Source organism: Serratia sarumanii (genome assembly GCF_029962605.1).
In the GTDB taxonomy this organism is placed as follows: Bacteria; Pseudomonadota; Gammaproteobacteria; order Enterobacterales; family Enterobacteriaceae; genus Serratia; species Serratia sarumanii.
In genome coordinates this window covers 4,657,420-4,672,691 of record NZ_CP124750.1, presented here as the reverse complement: position 1 = coordinate 4,672,691, position 15,272 = coordinate 4,657,420, and the positions used below count along the sequence as shown (strand labels likewise).

17 protein-coding genes are annotated in these 15,272 nt (G+C 62.1%); 12 read left to right on the top strand and 5 right to left on the bottom strand.

The genetic code is table 11. The features are described 5' to 3' along the window. Positions 1–18: 18 nt before the first annotated feature. Entirely contained in the window at positions 19–651 is a 633-nt protein-coding gene (gene crp / locus SSARUM_RS22205; RefSeq protein ID WP_004090925.1) for a cAMP-activated global transcriptional regulator CRP, read from the bottom strand. Between the two features lie 382 nt (positions 652–1,033). Between crp and SSARUM_RS22200 the strand changes: the two genes are divergently transcribed. Then, the gene (locus tag SSARUM_RS22200) at positions 1,034–1,441 is read left to right on the top strand and encodes an OsmC family protein (protein ID WP_033649308.1); all 408 of its coding nucleotides are present in this window, start codon (positions 1,034–1,036) and stop codon (positions 1,439–1,441) included. Positions 1,442–1,479: 38 nt separating this feature from the next. Here SSARUM_RS22200 and SSARUM_RS22195 read toward each other — a convergent pair whose 3' ends face one another. From SSARUM_RS22195 to SSARUM_RS22185, 3 genes are all read right to left on the bottom strand, one after another. Continuing rightward, complete coding sequence (locus SSARUM_RS22195; protein WP_004930374.1) at positions 1,480–2,349, bottom strand: phosphoribulokinase; 870 nt, start codon at positions 2,347–2,349, stop codon at positions 1,480–1,482. Between the two features lie 151 nt (positions 2,350–2,500). Beyond that, positions 2,501–2,734 (bottom strand): YheU family protein, encoded by a 234-nt coding sequence (locus tag SSARUM_RS22190; RefSeq protein WP_004930376.1) that lies wholly within the window; start codon positions 2,732–2,734, stop codon positions 2,501–2,503. Further along, on the bottom strand, positions 2,731–3,711 hold the full coding sequence (locus SSARUM_RS22185; RefSeq protein ID WP_033649307.1) for a hydrolase: 981 nt from the start codon (positions 3,709–3,711) through the stop codon (positions 2,731–2,733). Before SSARUM_RS22185 ends, SSARUM_RS22190 begins: the two co-directional genes overlap by 4 nt. A gap of 118 nt (positions 3,712–3,829) precedes the next feature. Between SSARUM_RS22185 and SSARUM_RS22180 the strand changes: the two genes are divergently transcribed. From SSARUM_RS22180 to tauD, 6 genes are all read left to right on the top strand, one after another. Then, complete coding sequence (locus SSARUM_RS22180) at positions 3,830–4,432, top strand: LysE family translocator (RefSeq protein ID WP_033649306.1); 603 nt, start codon at positions 3,830–3,832, stop codon at positions 4,430–4,432. Between the two features lie 10 nt (positions 4,433–4,442). Next, the gene (locus SSARUM_RS22175) at positions 4,443–5,225 is read left to right on the top strand and encodes a PhzF family phenazine biosynthesis protein (protein ID WP_033649305.1); all 783 of its coding nucleotides are present in this window, start codon (positions 4,443–4,445) and stop codon (positions 5,223–5,225) included. Positions 5,226–5,339: 114 nt separating this feature from the next. Next, on the top strand, positions 5,340–6,335 hold the full coding sequence (tauA, locus tag SSARUM_RS22170; RefSeq protein ID WP_033649304.1) for a taurine ABC transporter substrate-binding protein: 996 nt from the start codon (positions 5,340–5,342) through the stop codon (positions 6,333–6,335). A gap of 9 nt (positions 6,336–6,344) precedes the next feature. Then, positions 6,345–7,112 (top strand): taurine ABC transporter ATP-binding subunit, encoded by a 768-nt coding sequence (gene tauB, locus SSARUM_RS22165; RefSeq protein WP_033649303.1) that lies wholly within the window; start codon positions 6,345–6,347, stop codon positions 7,110–7,112. After that, positions 7,109–7,945 (top strand): taurine ABC transporter permease TauC, encoded by an 837-nt coding sequence (gene tauC / locus SSARUM_RS22160; protein ID WP_033631937.1) that lies wholly within the window; start codon positions 7,109–7,111, stop codon positions 7,943–7,945. The genes tauB and tauC overlap by 4 nt, the downstream gene beginning before the upstream one ends. After that, the gene (tauD, locus tag SSARUM_RS22155; protein WP_039569235.1) at positions 7,942–8,790 is read left to right on the top strand and encodes a taurine dioxygenase; all 849 of its coding nucleotides are present in this window, start codon (positions 7,942–7,944) and stop codon (positions 8,788–8,790) included. Before tauC ends, tauD begins: the two co-directional genes overlap by 4 nt. Positions 8,791–8,793: 3 nt before the next feature. Here tauD and SSARUM_RS22150 read toward each other — a convergent pair whose 3' ends face one another. Beyond that, positions 8,794–10,707: an ABC transporter ATP-binding protein gene (locus tag SSARUM_RS22150; RefSeq protein ID WP_033649301.1), complete on the bottom strand. Its 1,914-nt coding sequence runs from the start codon at positions 10,705–10,707 to the stop codon at positions 8,794–8,796. A gap of 129 nt (positions 10,708–10,836) precedes the next feature. Between SSARUM_RS22150 and kefG the strand changes: the two genes are divergently transcribed. The 5 genes from kefG to SSARUM_RS22125 all read left to right on the top strand — a co-directional run bounded on the left by kefG (position 10,837) and on the right by SSARUM_RS22125 (position 15,238). Beyond that, positions 10,837–11,388: a glutathione-regulated potassium-efflux system ancillary protein KefG gene (kefG, locus tag SSARUM_RS22145; protein WP_025159909.1), complete on the top strand. Its 552-nt coding sequence runs from the start codon at positions 10,837–10,839 to the stop codon at positions 11,386–11,388. Positions 11,389–11,390: 2 nt separating this feature from the next. Next, on the top strand, positions 11,391–13,199 hold the full coding sequence (gene kefB / locus SSARUM_RS22140; protein WP_060423678.1) for a glutathione-regulated potassium-efflux system protein KefB: 1,809 nt from the start codon (positions 11,391–11,393) through the stop codon (positions 13,197–13,199). A gap of 14 nt (positions 13,200–13,213) precedes the next feature. Further along, a complete protein-coding gene (locus SSARUM_RS22135; RefSeq protein WP_015379274.1) occupies positions 13,214–13,417 on the top strand; it encodes a YheV family putative zinc ribbon protein in 204 nt (67 codons plus the stop codon). Positions 13,418–13,529: 112 nt separating this feature from the next. Continuing rightward, complete coding sequence (gene slyD, locus SSARUM_RS22130) at positions 13,530–14,117, top strand: peptidylprolyl isomerase (protein ID WP_033654873.1); 588 nt, start codon at positions 13,530–13,532, stop codon at positions 14,115–14,117. A 92-nt stretch (positions 14,118–14,209) separates the two neighbouring features. Beyond that, on the top strand, positions 14,210–15,238 hold the full coding sequence (locus SSARUM_RS22125; protein ID WP_140926902.1) for a LacI family DNA-binding transcriptional regulator: 1,029 nt from the start codon (positions 14,210–14,212) through the stop codon (positions 15,236–15,238). The last annotated feature ends 34 nt before the right edge of the window (positions 15,239–15,272 follow it).

The window sequence follows — 15,272 nt, the reverse complement described above, 5'->3', positions numbered from 1 at the left end:
GCGCCGTTTCTTCAGGGATTAACGGGTGCCGTAGACGACAATGGTTTTGCCGTGGGCGGAAATCAGGTTTTGATCTTCCAGCATTTTCAGAATACGGCCAACGGTTTCGCGCGAGCAGCCGACGATCTGGCCGATCTCCTGGCGGGTGATCTTGATCTGCATGCCGTCCGGGTGAGTCATGGCGTCGGGTTGCTTCGCCAGATTCAGCAGGGTTTGCGCGATGCGGCCGGTAACGTCCAGGAAGGCGAGGTTGCCCACTTTTTCGGAGGTGACCTGCAGGCGGCTCGCCATTTGGGCGGACAGACGCATCAGGATGTCCGGGTTCACCTGGATCAGCTGGCGGAATTTCTTGTAGGAGATTTCGGCCACTTCACAGGCGGTTTTCGCGCGAACCCAGGCGCTGCGCTCCTGGCCTTCTTCGAACAATCCGAGCTCGCCGATGAAATCCCCCTGGTTGAGGTAGGACAGGATCATCTCTTTACCTTCTTCATCCTTGATCAGCACCGCGACGGAGCCTTTCACGATGTAGTAAAGCGTTTCGGCCTTTTCACCTTGGTGAATCAGCGTACTCTTCGATGGATATTTGTGGATATGGCAATGAGACAGGAACCATTCGAGAGTAGGGTCTGTTTGCGGTTTGCCGAGAACCATTCGCTGTTATCCTCTGTTGTTATCGCTGCCTTGTGTCACAGGGGTCAGAGTTCCCTGTAAAACCCGCCTGTAGCCACAGTCATGAGCGAGGGCTACCGGCAAGTTTTGAGGCGTGTCATAAAAATACGCTGTCGCTCTAGCATATTAACTTGCCGTAAGCGCTGCAAGCTACATTCTGTTAACATACCGGTAAAGGAGCCTTTCTCTGGGCGTTTCCCTGAAATTCAGTGTCCCGGAAAGATTTATTGCGGCTCTGTTTGTAGCACAGAGTAAGGCGGGTGTCTCGTGTTGTCTCGCTTCAGCATGATTAGCATCAGGTTACGTTGCCTGTTTCTATGCGAAAGCGTACTCTGATTTTAAGAAATCAACCGGAGTGACCAGAATGCAGGCAAGAGTTAAATGGGTGGAAGGGTTAACGTTTTTGGGTGAATCGGCCTCCGGCCACCAGGTGCTGATGGACGGCAACGCCGGCGATAAAGCACCCAGCCCGATGGAGATGGTGCTGATGTCGGTGGGCGGCTGCAGCGCGATCGACGTGGTGTCCATCCTGCAAAAAGGGCGCAACGACGTGCGCGACTGCGAGGTGAAGCTGACCTCCGAGCGCCGCGAAGAAGCTCCGCGGTTGTTCACCCATATCAACCTGCATTTCATCGTTACCGGCCAGGACCTGACCGACAAGATCGTCGAGCGAGCGGTGAGCCTGTCGGCGGAGAAATATTGCTCGGTGGCGCTGATGCTCAACAAGGCCGCCACGGTAACCCACAGCTTCGAGATCCGCCAACCGGCGTAATCGAGGCGGAGCGCGGCCCGGCGCCGCGCTCAACGCGTTTATTCGATCTTCTTGCCTTCCAGCAACCGCTGCACCAGCGGCGCCATGATCAGTTCCATCGCCAGCCCCATCTTGCCGCCCGGCACCACTAACGTATTGATGTGCGAGATAAACGAGCCTTGCAGCATCGCCAGCAAATAGGGGAAGTCAATTTGATCCAGCCCGCGGAAGTGGATCACCACGAAGCTTTCGTCCAGTGAGGGAATCGCCTTGGCGGCGAACGGGTTGGAGGTGTCCACCGTCGGCACGCGCTGGAAGTTGATGTGGGTGCGCGAGAACTGCGGCGTGATGTAGTTGATGTAGTCTTCCATCGAACGCACCACCGAATCCATTACCGCTTCGCGGGAGTGGCCGCGCTCGCCGGTATCGCGGATCAGTTTCTGGATCCACTCCAGGTTGACGATCGGCACCACGCCGACCAGCAGGTCGACGTGCTTGGCCACGTCATGGTGCTCGGTGACCACACCGCCGTGCAGCCCCTCGTAAAACAGCACGTCGGTCGGCGCCGGCAGCGGTTCCCACGGGGTGAAGGTGCCCGGCACCTGATTGTAGGGCACCGCTTCGTCGTAGGTATGCAGATACTTGCGCGAGCGGCCGGTGCCGTTCTTGCCGTAGTCGATGAAGCTCTGCTGCAGCAGGCCGAAGTCGTTGGCCTCGGGGCCGAAATAGCTGATGTGTCTGCCCAGATCGCGCGCCTTGCGGATCGCCGCGTCCATTTCCGGCCGGGTGTAGCGGTGGAAGCTGTCGCCCTCCAGCTCGGCGGCGCGGATGTTGAGTTGTTGGAATATTTTGCGGAACGCCACGCTGGTGGTGGTGGTGCCGGCGCCGCTGGAACCGGTCACCGCGATAACGGGATGTTTGGCAGACATGGTGGTTGTCACTCCGTGTTGAATGCGCCGGCGTCAGGGGATTATTGTGGCTCTTGTTGACGCTCTCTATCTCGGGAAAAAATGGCGCGCGCTGGTTTGCAATGCCCCATTGTTACCTGATTTTTTCCGTCAGTCATAGAACCGATCGCCACTAAATTTCTTCCTGCCCGGCGCGGAACTGGCCGCGCGGCATGATGTTGACGCTCTCGTGCAGTTCCGACCACACCAGCACCACTTCGCCGTTTTTTAGCTGGCGGCGCACGTCCTCCACCTTCTGTTCCAGCGAGCGTTCGTGCTCGCCGTAATCGGTGCCTTCGCGCAGTACAAAAGATTCGATCAGGCTGTTGAGGGTGTCGGTTGCCAGTTCTTGCCAGGGAATGATCACGTCGGGATGTCCAGATAAGGGGAAAGCCAGGCCGGAATGCGATGCTCCAGCCACATGTATGGTTTTTTCAGCGTGCCGCCGACGAAGCCGACGTGGCCGCCGAACTCGGTCAGCTGATATTCGATATTGCGCGGCAGGCCGGCGACGTCGGGGATCACCTCAGGGGTCATGAAGGGATCGTCCTTCGCATGGATGATCAGCAGCGGCGTTTGGACAGCCGGCAACAGCGGCAGGGCGCTGCAGCGGCGATAATAGTCGGTGGCGTCACTGAAGCCGTGAATGCGCGAGGTGATGGCGTCGTCGAATTCGCGGATGCGCCGCAGACCGTTCAGTTGGGACAGCTTGAGCGGCAGGGTGTCCGGGTAGTGCAACAGCTTGCGGGTGGCGTTTTGTTTCAGCTGCCCCAGCAGGTAGCGCTGATAAACGCGGGAAAAGCCTTGCTCCATGCGGTAGGCGCAGGGCTCCAGCATCAGCGGCGCCGAGACCACCACCGCCGCCTGCAGCAGGCTGTCGGCGCCTTGCTGCGCCAGGTAGCAGGCCAGCATGTTGCCGCCGAGCGAAACGCCGACCGCCGCGGTCGGCACCTCGCCGTAGCGGTCGCGCAGCCAGCGCAGGAAGAAGCGCGCGTCTTCGGTTTCACCGGAGTGGTAGATGCGCTGCTTGCGATTGGGCACACCGCTGCAGCCGCGAAAGTGCATCACCACGCCGAGCCAGCCGCGCTCGCGCCAGGCGTTGAGCAGGCCATGCGCGTAGGGGCTGTAGAAGCTGCCCTCCAGGCCGTGGAACAGCACCGCACGCGGTTTGTCGCGCGCCTGCGCCGGATCCTCGCTCCAGGCGAGATCGACGAAATCGCCGTCGGGCAATTCCAGCCGCTGCCAATGCGGTTTCAATAATACGCGGCGGCGCACCAGCCGCGGCAACAGCGTTTGCAGGTGCGGGTTACTGGCCCCGGTCAGAGGGCGAAAGGTGTTAGGCATAGGCTGAGTAAAATGTTGTGGGCGGCTATTGTGAGATCCCTAGCGCACTGTTAGCTTCAATACCAAGAATTAACAATGATACTGCAAAAAAGCGCCTTGGGTGAGGAGCACCCGTGCCATGGAACCGAGTTTATTCCTTTCGATGCTGGGCTTCCTGTGGGTCGCCGCCATCACGCCCGGCCCCAATAACCTGCTGCTGACCACTTCCGGCGCCAACTTCGGCTTTATGCGTTCGCTGTGGCTGATGATCGGCATCATGCTCGGCATGCAAAGCATTTTGCTGCTGGTGGCCTTCGGCGTCGGCAGCCTGATCCTGGTTTATCCGTCGCTGCACCTGATCCTGAAAATCCTCGGCAGCCTGTACCTGCTGTGGCTGGCGTGGAAAGTCGCCACCGCCGCCTATGAAAAACTGGAAACCGACGTGGCGCCGCCGCAGCCGGTGCGGCTGTATCAGGGCTGGCTGCTGCAGTTCCTCAACCCGAAAGCCTGGCTGATGGCGCTGGGGGCGGTGGCCAGCTTCAGCCTGGCGGGCGATAAGTACAACGGGTCCATTGCGGCGATCGCGTTGGGCATTTTGGTGGTCAACATCGTCGCCGGCATTATCTGGCTGGCGTTCGGCACCCTGATCGGCCGCCTGCTGCGCAGCAAAAAGGCCTGGGTTATCTTCAACGTTTCCATGGGGTTGTTGACCGCAGCCTGTGTGTTACTGATCTGGCATTAAGGAGCGAACGATGGCGGAAAATTATTATCACGTGGTTGCCTTTACCGGCGAAGGGCTGCGCGGCAACCCGGCCGGGGTTTGCCTGCTGACACAGCCGCTGCCGGCGGCGCGGCTGCAGGCGATCGCCAACGAGATCGGCCTGCCGGAAACCAGCTTTGTCTGGGATGACGGCGACATGACCGCCATCCGCTGGTTTACCCCGCAGCGCGAGGTCGATCTCTGCGGCCACGGCACCCTGGCGGCGGCGCATGTGATGTTCAGCGTGGTTAACCCGGCGCTGCAGGATATTCGCTTCCGCTCGGCCGGCGGCGAACTGTTCGTCAAGCGCGATGCGCAGGACGGGGAACGGCTGGTGCTCGACTTCCCCGCTCGGCCGCCGCAGAAGGTGGCCGAACCGGCGGGCCTCGCGGCGCTGCTGGGCGTGCAGCCGCAGGAGGTGTGGCAGGCGAAAGCGCTGCTGGTGGTGCTGGAAAACGAGGCGCAGGTGCGTGCGCTGCGGCCGGACATCCCGGCGCTGATCGCGCTGGCCGGGTGTGCGGTGATCGTCACTGCGCCGGGTGACACCGTGGACTTCGTGTCGCGCTATTTCACGCTCGACGGCGGTGAAGATCCGGTTACCGGCTCCGCGCACTGCACGCTGATGCCTTACTGGACGGCGCGTCTCGGCCGCCATCGGCTGCAGGCGCAGCAGGTCTCGGCACGCGGCGGCGAACTGTTCTGCGAACTGCAAGGGGATCGTACGCTGCTCGGCGGCTATGCTCACGTGTTCCTGCACGGGACGATCGCGCTGTAATCCGCGTTTATATTACGCAGGGTAATAAAGAAGACTTTTTTATTCTTTTATCGCCCGTCACCGCTCAGATAAAACTGTCAGCAACTGAACAGATTTTTATCAACGGAGCGGAACATGGCGGGCAAACTCTTTTCCTTACGCAACGCGGCGCTGTTGGCGCTGGCGCTCAGCGCAGCCAGCGCCTACGCGGTGGACGTGACCGTGGCGTACCAGACGTCGGCGGAGCCGGCCAAGGTGGCGCAGGCGGAAAACAGCTTCGCCAAACGGTCCGGCGCGACCGTCGACTGGCGTAAGTTCGACAGCGGCTCCAGCGTGCTGCGTGCGCTGGCCTCCGGCGACGTGCAGATCGGCAATATCGGCTCCAGCCCACTGGCGGTGGCCGCCAGCCAGAAACTCCCCATCGAAGTGTTCCTCATCGCTTCGCAGCTCGGCAGCTCCGAAGCGCTGGTGGTGAAAAATGACATCAAAAGCCCGCAGGATCTAATCGGCAAGCGCATTGCGGTGCCGTTTATCTCCACCACCCATTACAGCCTGCTGGCCTCGCTCAAGCATTGGGGCATCAAGCCTGAGCAGGTGAAGATCCTCAATCTGCAGCCGCCGGCCATCGCCGCCGCCTGGCAGCGCGGCGACATCGACGGCGCTTACGTCTGGGCGCCGGTGGTCAACGAACTGGCCAAACAGGGCAAGGTGTTGACCGACTCCGCGCAGGTGGGCGAATGGGGCTCGCCGACGCTGGACGTGTGGGTGGTGCGCAAAGACTTTGCCGAGAAACATCCCGACGTGGTGACCGCCTTTGCCGCTAGCGCCCTACAGGCGCAAAAGGCCTACCTGGCGGCGCCGGAGCAGTGGCTGAAAGATCCGAGCCACCTCAGCACGCTGGCGCGCCTGAGCGGCGTGCCGGAAGCGCAGGTGCCGGAGCTGGTGAAGGGAAACCGTTATCTGCCGGTGGCGGATCAGGTTGCCCAGCTCGGCCAGCCGGTGGACAAGGCGATCCGCGATACCGCCGAATTCCTCAAGCAGCAGGGCAAGATCCCGCAGGTCGACAGCGACTACAGCGCTTACGTGACCGACCGTTTTGTGAAACAGGTGCAGGCTGCGCCGCAGTCGTAAGGAAGCAGGATGCTAAACGTCAATCATCTTTCAGCAGAGTATCAGGGGCGGCCCGCGCTGCGTGACGTGTCGTTCCAGATTGCCGCCGGGCAACTGGTGGTGGTGCTCGGCCCGTCGGGCTGCGGCAAGACCACGCTGCTGAATTTGATCGCCGGGTTTATCGAGCCTTCAGCTGGCAGCATCACGCTGGATGGAACGCCCGTTCACGGCCCGAGCGCCGAACGGGGCGTGGTGTTCCAGCATGAGGGCTTACTGCCGTGGCGCAACGTGGTGGACAACGTCGAGTTCGGCCTGCAGCTGGCCGGCGTCGGCAAGGCGCAGCGCCGCCAGGTGGCGGAGCAGATGCTGCAGCGCGTGGGGCTGGCGGGCTATGAACAGCACTTTATCTGGCAGCTTTCCGGCGGCATGCGCCAACGCGTCGGCATCGCCCGCGCTCTGGCCGCCGATCCGCGGCTGTTGTTGCTGGACGAACCGTTCGGCGCCCTGGACGCGTTCACCCGCGAGCAGATGCAGGAGCTGTTGCTGACCATTTGGCGCGATACCGGCAAACAGGTGCTGCTGATCACCCACGATATCGAAGAGGCGGTGTTCCTCGCCAGCGAGCTGTTGCTGCTGTCGCCGGGGCCGGGGCAGGTGGTGGAGCGGCTGTCGCTGAACTTCGGCCAACGCTATGCTGACGGCGAAGCCTGCCGCGCCATCAAGTCCGATCCTGAATTTATCGCGCAGCGCGAATACGTGCTGGGCAAAGTTTTCCAACAGCGCGAGGCCATGCTATGAGCCTGCATTCCACTCTGAAGGCCGCGGCGCAGCCGCAAGGTAAAGCGGCGCGCCGTTTCAGCGTGCCGCGCAACGTTTGGCTGAGCGGCGCCACGCTGTTGACGGTGTTGATCGTCTGGTGGGGCGTGACGGCGCTGCAGCTGATCAGCCCGCTGTTTTTGCCGGCGCCGCAGCAGGTGCTGCACCAGCTGATCACCATCGCCAGCCCGCAAGGCTTTATGGACGCCACGCTGTGGCAACACCTGGCGGCCAGCCTGGGGCGCATTCTGGTAGCGCTGTTGGCGGCGGTGATCGTCGGCATCCCGGTGGGCATTGCCATGGGGCTGAACGACACGGTGCGCGGCATTCTCGATCCGCTGATTGAAATCTATCGCCCGGTGCCGCCGCTGGCCTATCTGCCGCTGATGGTGATTTGGTTCGGCATCGGCGAAACCTCAAAGATCTTACTGATTTATCTGGCGATCTTCGCGCCGGTGACGCTGTCTGCCGTGGCCGGCGTGCGCAGCGTGGCGCAGGTGAGGGTGCGTGCCGCCCGGGCGTTGGGCGCCACGCGTTGGCAGGTGCTGCGTTTCGTGGTGCTGCCGAGCGCGCTGCCGGAGATCCTGACCGGCATCCGCATCGGGCTGGGCGTCGGCTGGTCGACGCTGGTGGCCGCCGAACTGATCGCCGCCACGCGCGGCCTGGGATTTATGGTGCAATCCGCCGGTGAGTTTCTGGCGACCGACGTGGTGTTGGCTGGCATCGGCGTGATTGCGGTGATTGCATTTGGGCTGGAGCTGGGGCTGCGTGCCCTGCAGCGCCGATTGACCCCGTGGCATGGAGTACAGCAATGAACGAACGTCTGAATATCACCCCGCTGGGGCCTTACATCGGGGCGCTGGTGGAAAACGTCGAGTTGGCCCGGCCGCTGGGCGACGGCCAGTTTGAGCAGCTTTATCACGCCTTGCTGAAGCATCAGGTGCTGTTCTTCCGCAATCAGCCGATCACCCCGCTGCAGCAGCGCGATCTGGCCGGCCGCTTCGGCGATCTGCATATCCATCCGGTCTATCCGCACGCCACCGACGTGGAAGAGATCATCGTGCTCGATACCCACGACGACAACCCGCCGGACAACGATAACTGGCACACCGACGTGACCTTTATCGACAACCCGCCGCTGGGGGCGATCCTGACGGCCAAGACCTTGCCTTCCACCGGCGGCGATACGCTGTGGGCCAGCGGCATCGCCGCCTACGAGGCGCTGTCGGCGCCGTTCAGAACGCTGTTGGCGGGGCTGCGTGCGGAGCATGACTTCACCAAGTCGTTCCCGGAACACAAACATCGCGGCAGTGTAGAGGAGCATCAGCGCTGGCAACAGGCGGTGCAGAAAAACCCGCCGCTGCTGCATCCGGTGGTGCGCACCCACCCGGTCAGCGGCCGGCAGGCGCTGTTCGTCAATGAAGGGTTTACCACGCGGATCGTCGATCTGGCGCCGAAAGAGAGCGACGCTTTGCTGAACTTCCTGTTTGCTCACATCACCAAACCGGAGTTTCAGGTGCGCTGGCGCTGGCAGGAAAATGACGTGGCGATCTGGGATAACCGCGTGACGCAGCACTACGCCAACGCGGATTATCTGCCGCAGCGGCGCATCATGCACCGCGCGACCATTCTGGGGGATAGGCCTTTTTACAAGGCCTGAGGCTTAGGCTTCGAACGCCTGCGTTAACTGCTCCAGCTGTTCCTGCGCATCCAGCCAGGTCATTTCCGTCTCTTCCAGCGCGGATTTGGCCTGGCTTTGCTTTTGCAGGCAGTCGGTTAACTCGGCCTTGCGGCTGATGTCGTACAGCGCGGGATCCGCCAGCTGTTCCTCCACCGCCGCCAGTTCGGCGCCCAGTTTTTCCATCTGCTGTTCCAGCTTGGCGATCTGCTTGCGCAGCGGTTGGGTCTGCGTACGGAACTCCGCCTCGCGGCGTTTTTGATCCTTGCGCGCCTGCGCGCTGTTGCCGCCGCTCTCTTTTTCCGGCGTGTCCTGCTGGCTTTCCTGGCGCTGCAGGTCGACAAGCCACTGCTGGTAGTCGTCGAGATCGCCCTCGAAAGGCTCGACCTGGCCGTCGTGCACCAGGTACAGATCGTCGGTGGTGGAGCGCAGCAGGTGACGGTCGTGCGAGACCACCACCAACGCGCCTTCGAAATCGATCAGCGCCTCGGTCAGCGCCTGGCGCATGTCGAGATCCAGGTGGTTGGTCGGTTCATCGAGCAGCAGCAGGTTAGGGCGCTGCCAGACGATCAGCGCCAGCACCAGCCGCGCCTTCTCGCCGCCGGAGAAACGTTCGGTCACTTCGCTGACCTTGTCGCCCTGGAAGCCGAAACCGCCCAGATAGTCGCGCAGCTGCTGCTCCAGCACCCGTGGTGCGATGCGGCTCAGGTGCTGCAGCGGCGATTCGTCGGCGCGCAGGAATTCCAGCTGGTGCTGGGCGAAGTAACCCAGCTTGATGCCTTTCGCCAGGCCAATCTCGCCGCTCAGCGGTTCCAGGGTGCCGGCCAGCAGTTTGATCAGCGTGGATTTACCGGCGCCGTTGCGGCCGAGCAGGCCAATGCGCGAGCCGGGCACCAGGTTCAGCTTGATTGACTTCAGGATCACTTTATCGCCATACCCGGCGCTGACTTTGTCCATGCGCAGCAGCGGGTTCGGCAGGCTTTCCGGCGGACGGAAGCTGAAGGTGAACGGGTTGTCGACGTGTGCCGGGGCGATCAGCTCCATGCGCTCCAGCATCTTGATGCGGCTCTGCGCCTGCTTGGCCTTGGTGGCCTGCGCGCGGAAACGGTCGATATAGCTTTGCAGGTGCGCCACTTTCTCTTGCTGGTGCTGATACAGCGACTGCTGCTGCGCCAGTTTGGTGGCGCGCTGGCGTTCGAACGACGAATAATTGCCGGTGTATTCATTGATCGTCTGCTGTTCGATATGCAGGATCTTGTCGACGATCGGATCGAGGAAGTCGCGGTCGTGCGAGATCAGTACCAGCGTGCCGGGATAGCTTTTCAGCCAGCGTTCCAGCCAGATCACCGCATCGAGATCCAGGTGGTTGGTCGGTTCGTCGAGCAGCAGCAGATCGGAACGGCACACCAGCGCCTGCGCCAGGTTGAGGCGCATGCGCCAGCCGCCGGAGAAGTCGCGCACCGGGCTTTGCAGCTGTTCGTTGGAGAAGCCGAGGCCGTGCAGCAGGCTGGCGGCGCGGGAACGGATGGTCCAGGCGTCGATGGCGTCCAGCTTGCCGTGCAGGGTGGCGATGGCGTGGCCGTCGTTGCGGTCGTTGGCCGCTTGCAATTCGGCTTCGAGCTGGCGAAACTCGCGGTCGCCGTCGATAACATACTCGATCGCCGGCACGTCCAGCGCCGGCGTCTCCTGGTTGACCCAGGCCAGCGCCCAGTTGCCGGGGAAGGTAAAGCTGCCGCCATCCGCCGCGATCTCGCCCTTCAGCAGCGACAGCAGCGTGGATTTGCCGCAGCCGTTTTTGCCCACCAGGCCGACCTTCTGACCTGGATTAACCGTCGCCGTGGCGTTGTCCAGCAGGACGCGGATGCCGCGTCGGATTTGTAGCGAGGAGAATACAATCATAAAGCGCCGTATGTTCAGAGTATGTTAAATTATCATTAAGGTAACAGAACGCGCACCGCGCGCTGTTTTTGTCTTTGCGATGCATGGTAACGGAAAACCGCTACCCTGACGACGCTTTGGAGGGGAATGATGTCGCAGCCGCCCAAGGTCTTGCTGCTGTATGCCCATCCGGAATCTCATGACTCGGTGGCGAACCGGGTTTTGCTTCGACCGGCGCAGCAGTTGGAACATGTCACCGTGCACGATCTCTACGCGCACTACCCTGATTTTTTTATCGATATCCATCACGAACAACAGCTGCTGCGTGAGCATCAGGTCATCGTGTTTCAGCACCCGCTGTATACCTACAGCTGCCCGGCGCTGCTGAAGGAGTGGCTGGATCGCGTGCTGTCGCGCGGCTTCGCCAGCGGGGTGGGCGGCAATGCGCTGGCGGGTAAATACTGGCGCTCGGTGATCACCACCGGTGAGCCGGAAGGCGCCTACCGCACCGGCGGTTATAACCACTATCCTATGGAAGATATCCTGCGGCCGTTCGAGTTGACCGCCGGGATGTGCCATATGCATTGGCTGACGCCGTTCGTGGTCTATTGGGCGCGGCGGCAGAAGCCGGAGGTGCTGCGCAGCCATGCGGACGCCTACGGCGAGTGGCTGAGCCACCCGCTGCCGCACGGAGGGCGGTGACGATGGAAGGATCGACCTTACTGACCGCCATTTTGCTGTTCCTGTTCGCCGCGGTGGTGACGGTGCCGATCGCCCGTCGCCTGGGGATCGGCGCGGTGCTGGGCTATCTGATCGCCGGCATTGCCATCGGCCCCTGGGGATTGGGCTTCATTCGCGACGTCGACGAGATCCTGCATTTCTCCGAGCTGGGCGTGGTGTTCCTGATGTTCATCATCGGCCTGGAGCTGAACCCCAGCAAGCTGTGGGAGCTGCGGCGCTCGATCTTCGGCGCCGGCGCCGGCCAGGTGTTGATCACCGCTGCGGTGCTGGGCGCGTTGCTGTATCTGACGCACTTCGCCTGGCAGGCGGCGGTGATCGGCGGTATCGGCCTGGCGATGTCTTCCACCGCCATGGCGCTGCAGCTGATGCGCGAGAAGGGCATGAACCGCAACGAAGGGGGGCAGCTCGGCTTCTCGGTGCTGCTGTTCCAGGATATGGCGGTGATCCCGGCGTTGGCGTTGATCCCCATTCTGGCCGGCGCCGGCGGAACCAGCGACGACTGGGCGAAGATCGCGCTCAAGGTGGCGGCGTTCGGCGGCATGCTGATCGGCGGCCGCTTCCTGCTGCGACCGCTGTTCCGCTATATCGCCGCTTCCGGCGTGCGCGAGATCTTCACCGCCGCGGCGCTGTTGCTGGTGCTCGGCTCGGCGCTGTTTATGGAGACGCTTGGCCTGTCGATGGCGCTCGGCACCTTCATCGCCGGGGTGCTGCTGGCGGAGAGCGAATACCGCCACGAACTGGAGATTTCCATCGAGCCGTTTAAAGGGCTGCTGCTGGGGCTGTTCTTTATCTCGGTGGGCATGGTGTTGAATATCGGCGTGCTCTACACCAATCTGGCCGAGGTGTTGATCGGCGTGCTGGCGCTGGTGGCGATCAAATCCGGCGTGCTCTACGGGGTGTCGCGTCTGTTCGGCCTGCGCAGTTCGGTGCGCCTGCAGTTCGCCGGGGTGCTCAGCCAGGGCGGCGAGTTCGCCTTCGTGCTGTTTTCTGCGGCGGGCGCGCAAAAGGTGCTGCAGCCGGATCAACTCTCCTTGCTGCTGGTGGTGGTGACGCTGTCGATGATGACCACGCCGCTGCTGATGCAGGCCATCGACCGCATTTTGGCGCGTCGCTATAACGCCAAGGGCGAAGAAGAGGAAACGCCGTACGTAGAGGACGACGATCCGCAGGTGATCATCGTCGGCTTCGGGCGTTTCGGCCAGGTGATCGGCCGCCTGTTGATGGCCAACAAAATGCGCATTACCGTACTGGAGCGCGACGTCAGCGCCGTCGGCGTGCTGCGGCGTTACGGTTACCAGGTTTATTACGGCGACGCCACCGAGCTGGAGCTGCTGCGCGCGGCGGGCGCCGAGAAGGCCAAGTCGATCGTGATCACCTGCAATGAGCCGGAAGACACCATGGAGATCGTGCGGCTGTGCCAGCAGCACTTCCCGAATCTGAGCATTCTGGCGCGGGCGCGCGGCCGCGTGGAGGCGCATGAGTTGCTGCAGGCGGGCGTGAAGCAGTTCAGCCGCGAGACCTTCTCCAGCGCGCTGGAACTGGGGCGCAAAGCGCTGATGGAGTTGGGCATGCACCCGCATCAGGCCTTCCGCGCCCAGCAGCATTTCCGCCGCCTGGATATGCGCATGCTGCGTGAACTGATGCCGCCGCATCAGGGCGACGTGGCGCAAATTTCCCGCGTGAAAGAGGCGCGGCGCGAGCTGGAAGAGCTGTTCCATCGCGAAATGCAAAAAGAAAGTCGCCAGTTCGACGGCTGGGACGAATACGAATAAGCGGGAGCATAACGATGTCTGCAACACGTAAGAGATTTATCGCCGGGGCGGTGTGCCCGAGCTGCAGCGCCATGGATACGCTGGCGGTATGGCGGGAGGATCAGGTGGAGGTGGTGGAGTGCGTCAAGTGCGGCCACCATCAGCGCCAGACCGAACAACAGGTGGAAAAACACGTTCGCCCGCAAGAGCAGGTGATCGGCATTTTCCAGCCGAAGTAGCGTTTTTTTATCCCGGAGGGTACAGCGAGGCAGATTTCCGTTACAATCTGTCCGGAAAAGGCGCGCATCCCGATAACGGTGCGCGTCCTAGTAGCCAACGGTAGGAGATATCATGAAAGTAGCAAAAGACTTGGTGGTCAGCCTGGCTTACCAAGTACGTACAGAAGACGGTGTTTTGGTTGATGAGTCTCCGGTGAGCGCACCGCTGGACTATCTGCACGGGCATGGTTCTCTGATCGCAGGTCTGGAAAAAGCACTCGAAGGCCACGACGTTGGCGATCGTTTTGACGTTCACGTCGGCGCGAACGACGCGTACGGCAACTACGACGAAAACCTGGTGCAGCGCGTACCGAAAGACGTCTTCATGGGCGTTGATGAACTGCAGGTCGGCATGCGTTTCCTGGCTGACACCGATCAGGGCCCGGTACCGGTTGAAATCACCGAAGTTGACGGCGACCACGTGGTGGTTGACGGCAACCACATGCTGGCCGGCCAAAACCTGAACTTCAACGTGGAAGTTGTCGCGATCCGCGAAGCGACCGCAGAAGAACTGGCGCACGGTCACGTACACGGCGAGCACGACCATCACCACGAACACGGTGACGGCTGCTGCGGCGGTCACGGCCACAGCCACGATCACGACCATGGTCACGACCACGGTAAAGGCGGTTGCGGTAACGGCGGCTGCGGCTGCCACTAAGCAGATCGCAGTGACGAGACAAGAGGGCGGCCATCGGCTGCCCTTTTTTATGCGCGGCGCACCGGGCGCCGAACGGCACAACAGGACATGCCATGGCCACCATGAAAGACGTGGCGCGGCGCGCCGGCGTTTCCACGGCCACCGTCAGCCGGGTGATCAATAATACCGCCTACGTTGAACCGGTGACCCGCGAACGCGTCGAGAAAGCGATGCGCGAGTTTAACTACCACCGCAACGCCGCAGCGCTGGCGCTGGCGAAAAGAAGCGGCAATATGCTGGGATTGCTGACCGGCAATCTCGACGATCCGTTTTTCTCGCGTCTGGCGCGGGGCGTGGAAGACATCACGCGGCAGGCCGGCGTGCGGTTGATGTTGTGCAGCGGCGGGCATCAGGCCGAGCTGGAAAAAAGCGGCCTCGATTTTCTCATCAATCAGGGATGTGAAGCCATCGTGGCGCACGTCACGCGCATGGGGGAGGAGGCGCTGCTGCGCTACGCCGCCCATACGCCCGCGCTGGTGCTGATCAATCGTTATCTGCCCGCCATCGCCAACCGTTGCATCTGGCTCGACAACGCCAATGCGGCGCAGACGGCGACCGAGCTGCTCATACGCCAGGGGCATCGAAGAATTGCCTGCGTGACGGCGGATCTGCCGATCGACGATCGCGCGCAGCGGCTAGCGGGTTACCGCCAGGCCATGGCCGCCGCCGGCATTGAGGTGCCCGGCAGCTGGATCATCAGCGTGCCCTTCAACGAGCGAGGGGGCGAACTGGCGGCCGAGCGCGTTCTGGCCAGCGACCAACGCTTCACCGCCGCAGTGACGTTCAACGACGTGATGGCCGCCGGCATGATGCGCACCTGCCATCAACGGCAAGTTCAACTGCCCCAGGCGCTGTCGATCGTCGGCTTTGACGACATTGCCCTGGCGAAATATCTCCATCCTTCGTTGACCACCGTGCATTACCCGATCGAGAAAATGGCCCGACGCGCTGCGCGCTTGGCGCTGCAGATCCACAGCGGCAGCGACGTCGCGCCGCAGAACAACCGCTTTTCGGCCGAACTTATCCTGCGAGACTCCGTAACCGACGGTGAGGCGCATGCGCAAAGCAAGTGCGGCGAATGAGAGACGGCTCACACAACGCTACCTCATGAAACCG

Excerpts from the sequence above, each read along its gene's own strand:
- SSARUM_RS22135 (WP_015379274.1), top strand. The coding sequence starts at position 13,214 with ATGTCTGCAACACGTAAGAGATTTATCGCCGGGGCGGTGTGCCCGAGC.
- SSARUM_RS22180 (WP_033649306.1), top strand. The coding sequence starts at position 3,830 with ATGGAACCGAGTTTATTCCTTTCGATGCTGGGCTTCCTGTGGGTCGCC.
- kefB (WP_060423678.1), top strand. The coding sequence starts at position 11,391 with ATGGAAGGATCGACCTTACTGACCGCCATTTTGCTGTTCCTGTTCGCC.
- SSARUM_RS22200 (WP_033649308.1), top strand. The coding sequence starts at position 1,034 with ATGCAGGCAAGAGTTAAATGGGTGGAAGGGTTAACGTTTTTGGGTGAA.
- tauA (WP_033649304.1), top strand. The coding sequence starts at position 5,340 with ATGGCGGGCAAACTCTTTTCCTTACGCAACGCGGCGCTGTTGGCGCTG.
- slyD (WP_033654873.1), top strand. The coding sequence starts at position 13,530 with ATGAAAGTAGCAAAAGACTTGGTGGTCAGCCTGGCTTACCAAGTACGT.
- tauD (WP_039569235.1), top strand. The coding sequence starts at position 7,942 with ATGAACGAACGTCTGAATATCACCCCGCTGGGGCCTTACATCGGGGCG.
- SSARUM_RS22125 (WP_140926902.1), top strand. The coding sequence starts at position 14,210 with ATGGCCACCATGAAAGACGTGGCGCGGCGCGCCGGCGTTTCCACGGCC.
- kefG (WP_025159909.1), top strand. The coding sequence starts at position 10,837 with ATGTCGCAGCCGCCCAAGGTCTTGCTGCTGTATGCCCATCCGGAATCT.
- SSARUM_RS22175 (WP_033649305.1), top strand. The coding sequence starts at position 4,443 with ATGGCGGAAAATTATTATCACGTGGTTGCCTTTACCGGCGAAGGGCTG.
- tauB (WP_033649303.1), top strand. The coding sequence starts at position 6,345 with ATGCTAAACGTCAATCATCTTTCAGCAGAGTATCAGGGGCGGCCCGCG.
- SSARUM_RS22185 (WP_033649307.1), bottom strand. The coding sequence starts at position 3,711 with ATGCCTAACACCTTTCGCCCTCTGACCGGGGCCAGTAACCCGCACCTG.
- tauC (WP_033631937.1), top strand. The coding sequence starts at position 7,109 with ATGAGCCTGCATTCCACTCTGAAGGCCGCGGCGCAGCCGCAAGGTAAA.
- crp (WP_004090925.1), bottom strand. The coding sequence starts at position 651 with ATGGTTCTCGGCAAACCGCAAACAGACCCTACTCTCGAATGGTTCCTG.
- SSARUM_RS22150 (WP_033649301.1), bottom strand. The coding sequence starts at position 10,707 with ATGATTGTATTCTCCTCGCTACAAATCCGACGCGGCATCCGCGTCCTG.
- SSARUM_RS22195 (WP_004930374.1), bottom strand. The coding sequence starts at position 2,349 with ATGTCTGCCAAACATCCCGTTATCGCGGTGACCGGTTCCAGCGGCGCC.